Genomic DNA, 6546 nt, shown 5'->3' on the forward strand with positions numbered 1-6546 from the left:
GGTGCCGTAGCGTGACGTCATGGTTGCTGTCTCGCGCACGCTCACCGTCGACAAGCCGCTCCCTGAGGTCTTCGCCTTCCTCAGCGACTTCACCACCACCGAGCAGTGGGACCCCGGCACCGTCGAGACGACGCGGCTCTCCGGAGACGGAGGCGTCGGCACCCGTTACCACAACGTGTCGAAGTTCCTCGGCAAGAGCGTCGAGCTGACGTACGAGACGACCCGGCGCGACCCGGACGCGGTCTTCGAGGTCACCGGCAGCAACGACTCCGTGACGACGACGGACCATCTCGTGTTCGCCTCGACCGGCACCGGCACCGAGGTCCAGTACACCGCCGACTTCACGTTCCACGGTGCCGTCGGCAAGGTGCCTGACGCGATCCTCCGACTGCCGCTCGAGCGGCTCGCCGACAAGACGGCGCGTCAGATGAGGGACACCCTGTCCCGCCTCTGAGGACTCCCGGCGGTCTCAGAGGGTGACGGGGGTCGCCCGCCGCGCGATGCGCGCCGCGTCGACGCCGCGCGGGAGGGTGCCGAAGGTCCCTGCCCAGTCGCCCGCGACGCGGCTGGCGAGGAACGCGTCGGTCACGTCCGGGTCGCTGTGGCGGATGAGCAAGGACGCCTGGAGCGCGACCGCCATCTGCCCCGCGAGGCGCCGTGCGCGGAACTCCATGTCGGACAGGTCGGCGAGACCGGCGAGCACATCGTTCACGGCCGCGTCCAGCCGCGGGTCCTCCCCGCGGACGCTGCCGACCTCGGTGAGCCAGGCGTCGAGCGCCTCCGGCTCGCGCTGGAGCGCACGCAGGACGTCGAGCGCGTTGACGTTGCCGCTGCCCTCCCAGATCGAGTTGAGCGGAGACTCGCGGAACAGCAGCGGCATGCCGGACTCCTCGACGTAGCCGTTGCCGCCCAGTACCTCGAGCGCCTCCGCGACGTGGAAGGGCGTGCGCTTGCAGACCCAGAACTTCGCGATCGGCAGCGCGATGCGGCGCAGGGCGCGCTCGTGCTCGTCTGCGGGCTGCTCGACGCTGGAGGCCATCCGCAGGGCGAGCAGCGTGGCGGCCTCGCTCTCGACGGCGAGGTCGGCCAGGACGTTCTGCATGGCGGGCTTGTCGGAGAGGAGCCCACCGAACGCCGAGCGCTGCGAGGCGTGCCAGGTCGCCTCCGCCACGGCGCGTCGCATCAACGACGAAGACCCCAGCACGCAGTCCAGCCGGGTCGACGCGACCATCTCGATGATCGTCCGGACCCCGCGGCCCTCGTCGCCGAGGCGTACGGCCCACGTGCCGTCGAGCTCCAGCTCGGAGGAGGCGTTCGAGCGGTTGCCGAGCTTGTCCTTGAGCCGCACCACCTGCAGGGGGTTGCGGGTGCCGTCGGGCAGCACCCGGGGCACGACGAAGCAGGTGAGGCCGCCCGGCGCCTGGGCCAGGACGAGGAAGAGGTCGTTCATCGGCGCGCTGGTGAACCACTTGTGCCCGCGCAGCACGTACTCGCCCTCGACGTCGGTCGGCGTCGCCACGGTGACGTTGGTGCGGACGTCGGACCCGCCCTGCTTCTCTGTCATCCCCATCCCGGCGAGGATCCCGCGCTTCTCGGCAGGGTTGCGCAGCCCGAAGTCGTACTCGGTGGAGGCGAGCAGCGGGGTCCACTGCTTGGCCAGCGCGTCGTCGGCGCGCAGGGCGGGGACGGCGGCATACGTCATCGTGAGCGGGCAGCCGTGGCCAGGCTCGTTGTGCGTCCACGCCACGTACGCGGCGGCGCGTCGCAGGTGCGGCTTCGGCTCCTCGCTGACCCACGGGGTCGCGTGCAGGCCGAACTCGACCCCACGCTGCATCATCCAGTGCCACGACGGGTGGAACGTGATCTCGTCCACGCGGTTGCCGTACCGGTCGACCGGTTGGTGGACGGGCTCGTGGCGGTTGGCCAGCATGCCGTGCTCACGGGCCTGCGCCGATCCGCCGAGCTCCCCGACGGGGTCCAGCGAGGTCAGGACCGTCTCCGCGTCGTCACCGGCGAAGGCGCGCACCGCGGCGACGAGCGCGGCGTCGGAGCGCACGGTGTGGTAGCCGGCCAGCGGCGCAGCCTGGTTGTGCGGGGTGCGTTGCAGCGGGTCCATGCGGCCAGCGTAGGCGCCCGCGTCGTGACCTGGGCCACGTGGTCGACCGAAATTCGTTCGCTCCGCAGGCGGCTTCCTCCGTACGGTCGCGGGGTGGACGCACAGACGCAGAGCGGGACGAGCCGGACACCCGAGCGGTGGCGCGGCCGCGTCGTGCGCGGCGACCGCGGGGTCGTCCGCGTACGACGCGCCGACGGCGAGGACGTCGCCGCGCGAGTCGTGCCCGGTCCGGGCGGCGAGAGCGTCCCGTGCGTGGGCGACTGGGTGAGCGTCGAGGCGGTCGGTGCCGAGCTGCGGGTGGTGGAGATCGAGCCGCGACGCACCGCTCTCGAGCGCGCCGAGCCCGGCGGCTCGTCGCGGCGTCAGGTGCTCGCCGCCAACCTCGATGCGGTCGCGGTCGTCGTCGGTCTCGACCAGATGCCGTCCCTCGCGAAGGTCGAGCGGCTCCTGGTCGTGGCGTGGGCGAGCGGCGCACCGGCGACGGTCGTCCTGACCAAGGCCGACCTCGCGTCTGACGGCCCCGACGTGGCCGAGGAGGTCACGACCCAGCTCGGTGCTCCGGTCGTCCTGTGCAGCGCGCGGACGGGTGACGGCCTCGCGGAGGTCGCGGCGCTGGCCGGTGACGGGACGCTCGCGCTCCTGGGCTCCTCCGGTGCGGGGAAGTCGAGTCTCGTGAACGCGCTGGCGGGGGAGGACCTGGTCGCGACGTCGGAGATCCGTGCGGACGGGCGGGGTCGACACACCACGGTGCGGCGCGAGCTCGTGGCTCTCCCCGGCGGCGGGTGGGTGATCGACACGCCCGGGCTCCGCGGCGTCGGCGTCACCGACACCGAAGGGCTGGTCGCCGCGTTCGCCGATGTCGAGGAGCTGGCGGCGTCCTGCCGCTTCGCCGACTGCGGTCACCAGGTCGAGCCGGGATGTGCGGTGCGTGCGGCCCTCGACGCGGGCACCCTGAGCCTGCGCCGCTTCGAGAGCTGGCGCGCCCTGCAGCGCGAGGCGCAGTGGCTCGAGCGACGTGCGGACGCGCGGCTGGCGGCCGAGCAGAACCGCAAGCTCCGTCGCTCGACGCGCGCCCAGCGACGCTACCGCCGCGCGCGCGGCCACTGACCGAGCCGGCTCAGTCCCAGAAGGTCGTCGGTGCCGGCAGCTGGCGGGCGCCCCGGCCGGCGTACTGGAAGTGGTGCCAGTCCGAGCGGCCCATCCACCGGAACCCGTGCCGCGCCATGATGCGGACGACGACGTGCTTGCGGCTGCGGTAGACGACGGCCTTCGGCGTGCGGCGGGTGTCCCAGGCGCTGTTCGGGACGAGGCCCCATCCCGACCGGTACGGGTTCTCCCACGGGTTGATGTCGAGGCTGCGGCCGGTGCTGTGCGGGCTGCGCCGTCCCGGTCGGCCGACCACGCCGCGGCAGTTGAACGCCGAGGAGTTGCCGGCGGCCATCGACTTCATGTCGTCGGCGCCTCGCAGGCGCCGCGACCAGCCGAAGCGGTCGACGCGGTACATCGAGCGGATCGGCACCTTGGCCTCGTACAGGTCGGTCAAGACCCGCTTGGTCGCCTTGGCGACGCCCCGGTGGACCACGAGCTCGCCGCGGCGCCGGTAGCCGTCGTACGCGTAGTAGCTGGTCTCTACGAGGCGCAGCGAGCTGCGGCCGACGGGGCATCCGCGGTGCCAGCTGCGGCCCTTCATCGAGCGCCAGACTCGTGCGGAGATCTTCTTGATCCGCACGTGCGCGCCGGCCGACACCGCGCGGCGCTGCGGGGGAAGCGTCCGGCGCGGCGCCGGGGCCCCGGACGGCAGGCGGACGACCCGTCCAGGCGGGAGGTTGTCGATGCCGTGGCCGGCCGACGTGGCGGCCCGTACGGCGGCTGTGGCGGGCGTCCGGAGCTGGTACGTGGTGTCCACGCGGGGGCGGACCCGGACCGTTCCGACGCCCTTTCTGACCGTGACCGCGGCACGTCGGGTCCAGGTCTTGCTACCGGCGCGGCGTCCGTACAGCTGGGCGGTCCCCGTGACAGGGCGCCCGTCGACCGTGACCCACCGCGCGGTGAGGCGCAGGCGGCGTCCGTCGCGGAGACGGTGCGCGCCGCTGAGCGTGGCGCGAGCCGGGGCGGGGACGCCGGTGAGCCGGACCTCGCGTGAAACCGTCCCCTCGGCGCTGCGGTAGGTGACGCGGAGGGTCTGCGCCCCGGCGACGACGACAACCCTCAACCCGTACGTGCCGTCGCCGGCAGGTCGCCCGGTGGCCAGCGGGCGCCACGAGCCGTCCGAGGCCCGGCGCTCGAGCGTGAGCTCGCCTCCCGGCGGGGTGGCCACCCCGGTGACCGTCGCCCCGGCACCGACGTAGCCGGTGGCGGGCGCGGACGCGGTGAGCGTCGGTGCCGCCGCGGCCGCCGGGCCCGCGGCCAGCAGCGTGACGAGGAGGGCGAGCACGGTGAGAGGGACCAGCGGGAGCAGGCGGCGAGGCGTCACCCCTCCACGCTAGAGGTCGTGGCGCGGACCCGCCGCTCGGAGGTCAGGCGTCCTGGATCCGTGCGAAGGGCGCCGCCTGCTCCAGCTCGAAGGCGAGCTCGAGCAGGGTCCTCTCGTCGCCGAGGTCGGCAGAGAAGTGGGCGCCCAGCGGGAGACCCGAACGTGTCCGGCCGAGCGGCAGCGAGATCGCCGGGCCGCCCGCGACGTTGTTGAGCGGCGTGAAGCCCACGTACGCGTGCAGCCGTGCGAACAGGCGGTCGAAGTCGGCAGTGGGGGAGAGGTAGCCGAGCTTCGGCGTGGTGTGCGCGAGGACGGGCGACAGGACGACGTCGTACGTCCTGAACAGCGCGCGGTACTCCCGCTCGGTGCGTCGCAGCCGGTAGAGCGTGGCGGGGAAGCGCCGATAGCCCGCACGGAACGCCGCAGCGAGGCCCTTGGTGAGGTTGTCCGTACGGGCCGGGTCGAAGTCGGGGCCGTAGCCGCGCTTGCCGGTCGCCGTCACGTACCAGGCGAGGAAACCCCAGTAGAGCGAGAAGTCGCGCGCGAACTGCTCGGTGATCGGGAGCGGGATCTCCTCCACGTGGTGGCCCAGGCGCGCCAGCAGCTCGGCGGTGTCGGACGTCGCCGTACGGGTGTCGCGGTCGCTGGGGCCGGTGACGGAGTCGTAGAGGACGCCGATGCGCAGGCGGGTCGTGCCCGGCCCCTCGACCAGGCGTACGGCGGGCAGCTTGGGGTTGCGGTACGCCCGCTCGGCCGCGGCGAAGAACCGGGCCGTGTCGCGCACCGAGCGCGTCACGACGCCCTGGGTGACGACCTTGACGGGCATCGTCTCGTCGAGGCGGTCGGGCGTGATCCGGCCGCGGGTCGGCTTGAGTCCGACGAGGCCGCACGCGGCCGCGGGGATCCGGATCGAGCCGCCGCCGTCGTTCGCATGGGCGATCGGCACCGCGCCGGCGGCGACCAGTGCGGCGGAGCCGCCTGAGGAGGCGCCCGAGGAGTACGCCGGGTTCCACGGGTTGCGCACCGGCGGGCGAGTCATGAACTCGGTCGAGGCGCTGAACCCGAACTCCGGCAGCCGGGACTTGCCGAGGAAGGTAAGCCCTTGGGTAGCCCACATGCGGACGAAGTCGCTGTCGGTGCGGGCCAGCCGCGGGGTGTAGGCCTCGGAGCCGTTGCCCGTGGGCCAGCCGGCGACGTCGACGTTGTCCTTGACGAGCGTCGGCACGCCCGCGAAGACACCGGACTGCTCGCGGTCCGCGGCGTCGAGGGCGCGGTCGGGGTCGAGGTGCTCGACGGCGTCGAGCGCACTGACCGCCTCGATCCGTGACAGGGCGGCCTCGGCGGCCTCTCGCGGCTTGATCTGCCTCGTGGCGACGAGCTCGGCGACCCCGGTCGCGTCGAGGTCGCCCAGGACGTCGTCACGGAACGCGTGGATGCGGTCAGAGGTCGTCACGAGCCCTCCTGGAACGCGGCTGTGGTCTGGGTCACCCCGGAGCGTACCAGTGGGTAACCGCCGCCGACCGCCCTCAGACGTTGGTCGAGTCGGGCGGAGCGCGGGGGTATGGGTGGTCGAGTAGGGCGGAGCGCGGGGGTGTGGGTGGTCGAGTGGGGCGGAGCGCTAGCGGAGTCCCGTATCGAGACCCTGTGGTCTCGATACGCCCTCAGACGTTGGTCGAGTGGGGCGGAGCGCTAGCGGAGTCCCGTATCGAGACCGTGTGGTCTCGATACGCCCTCGCCCAGGGGCTCGGGCTACTCGACCAGCCGCTCGTCTGTTGGTCGAGGAGGGCGGAGCGCGGGGGTGTGGGTGGTCGAGTGGGGCGGAGCGCTAGATGTGATGTCCAGGCAGGTTGGTCAGTCTGGTGATGGGTGCGGCTTTGCCGATTGCTGAGTGGGGCCTGTGGTGGTTGTAGTGGTGGATCCATGCTGGCAGGGCGGCGAGGCGGGCTGATTCGGAGTT

6 protein-coding genes are annotated in these 6546 nt (G+C 72.9%); 2 read left to right on the plus strand and 4 right to left on the minus strand.

Translation table 11 applies throughout. The annotated features are described in order from the left end of the window. Positions 1 to 19: 19 nt before the first annotated feature. On the plus strand, positions 20 to 454 hold the full coding sequence (locus NYZ95_RS14560) for an SRPBCC family protein (protein ID WP_262852029.1): 435 nt from the start codon (positions 20 to 22) through the stop codon (positions 452 to 454). Positions 455 to 469: 15 nt separating this feature from the next. Here the strand turns inward: NYZ95_RS14560 and NYZ95_RS14565 are convergent, their stop codons facing one another. Then, on the minus strand, positions 470 to 2116 hold the full coding sequence (locus tag NYZ95_RS14565) for an acyl-CoA dehydrogenase family protein (protein ID WP_262852030.1): 1647 nt from the start codon (positions 2114 to 2116) through the stop codon (positions 470 to 472). A gap of 93 nt (positions 2117 to 2209) precedes the next feature. On the opposite strand from NYZ95_RS14565, the gene rsgA reads away from it, so the two are divergent. Continuing rightward, positions 2210 to 3223 (plus strand): ribosome small subunit-dependent GTPase A, encoded by a 1014-nt coding sequence (rsgA, locus tag NYZ95_RS14570; protein WP_262852031.1) that lies wholly within the window; start codon positions 2210 to 2212, stop codon positions 3221 to 3223. A gap of 10 nt (positions 3224 to 3233) precedes the next feature. On the opposite strand, the gene NYZ95_RS20470 is transcribed toward rsgA, so the two are convergent. From NYZ95_RS20470 to NYZ95_RS14585, 3 genes are all read right to left on the minus strand, one after another. Next, positions 3234 to 4589: a M15 family metallopeptidase gene (locus NYZ95_RS20470; protein ID WP_262852032.1), complete on the minus strand. Its 1356-nt coding sequence runs from the start codon at positions 4587 to 4589 to the stop codon at positions 3234 to 3236. Positions 4590 to 4632: 43 nt separating this feature from the next. Continuing rightward, positions 4633 to 6042 (minus strand): amidase, encoded by a 1410-nt coding sequence (locus tag NYZ95_RS14580; protein ID WP_262852033.1) that lies wholly within the window; start codon positions 6040 to 6042, stop codon positions 4633 to 4635. A gap of 372 nt (positions 6043 to 6414) precedes the next feature. Further along, positions 6415 to 6546: integrase core domain-containing protein (locus tag NYZ95_RS14585; RefSeq protein WP_262852051.1), on the minus strand; the 132-nt coding region annotated here is incomplete at its 5' end.

It is taken from the genome of Mumia quercus, from assembly GCF_025506335.1.
In the GTDB taxonomy this organism is placed as follows: Bacteria; Actinomycetota; Actinomycetes; order Propionibacteriales; family Nocardioidaceae; genus Mumia; species Mumia quercus.